Annotated in this window: 1 protein-coding gene; it reads right to left on the reverse strand. The window is 70.6% G+C overall.

The features are described from left to right. Positions 1 to 463 (reverse strand): cupin domain-containing protein (locus RCF13_RS14755; RefSeq protein WP_308141299.1); only part of this gene is annotated, 463 nt, incomplete at both ends.

Raw genomic sequence — 463 nt, forward strand, 5'->3', positions numbered from 1 at the left:
GGCGCCATGTTGTGGCCGTAGCGCGCCATGCTGTCGCCTTCGGGACGCGTGACCGGCTGGGTGGCGGACGGATAGTTCTCGGCGAAGCCGGCATCCAGGAAGCGCAGCAGCGGGATGTCCAGGCCGTCCAGCCAGACCACCGGTTCGCCGCCGTCGACGGTCTCGGCGTTGCCGTGGTCGTGCCAGGTCCAGGACGGCGTGATGATGAAGTCGCCCGGATGCATGGTGGTGCGCTCGCCGTTGACGGCGGTGTAGGCGCCGCGGCCCTCGACGATGAAGCGCAGGGCGGACTGGGTGTGGCGGTGACTGGGCGCGATCTCGCCCGGCAGGATCAGTTGCAGGCCGGCGTACAGGCTCTGCGTGATGCTGGCCTGGCCGGGCAGGCCCGGGTTCTCCAGGATCAGCACGCGCCGCACGGCTTCCTCGGCGCTGATGAGCGAGCCGGAGGCCAGCACGTCGTCGC

The sequence above is a fragment of the Stenotrophomonas maltophilia group sp. RNC7 genome (genome assembly GCF_030910085.1).
Classification (GTDB): Bacteria; Pseudomonadota; Gammaproteobacteria; order Xanthomonadales; family Xanthomonadaceae; genus Stenotrophomonas; species Stenotrophomonas sepilia.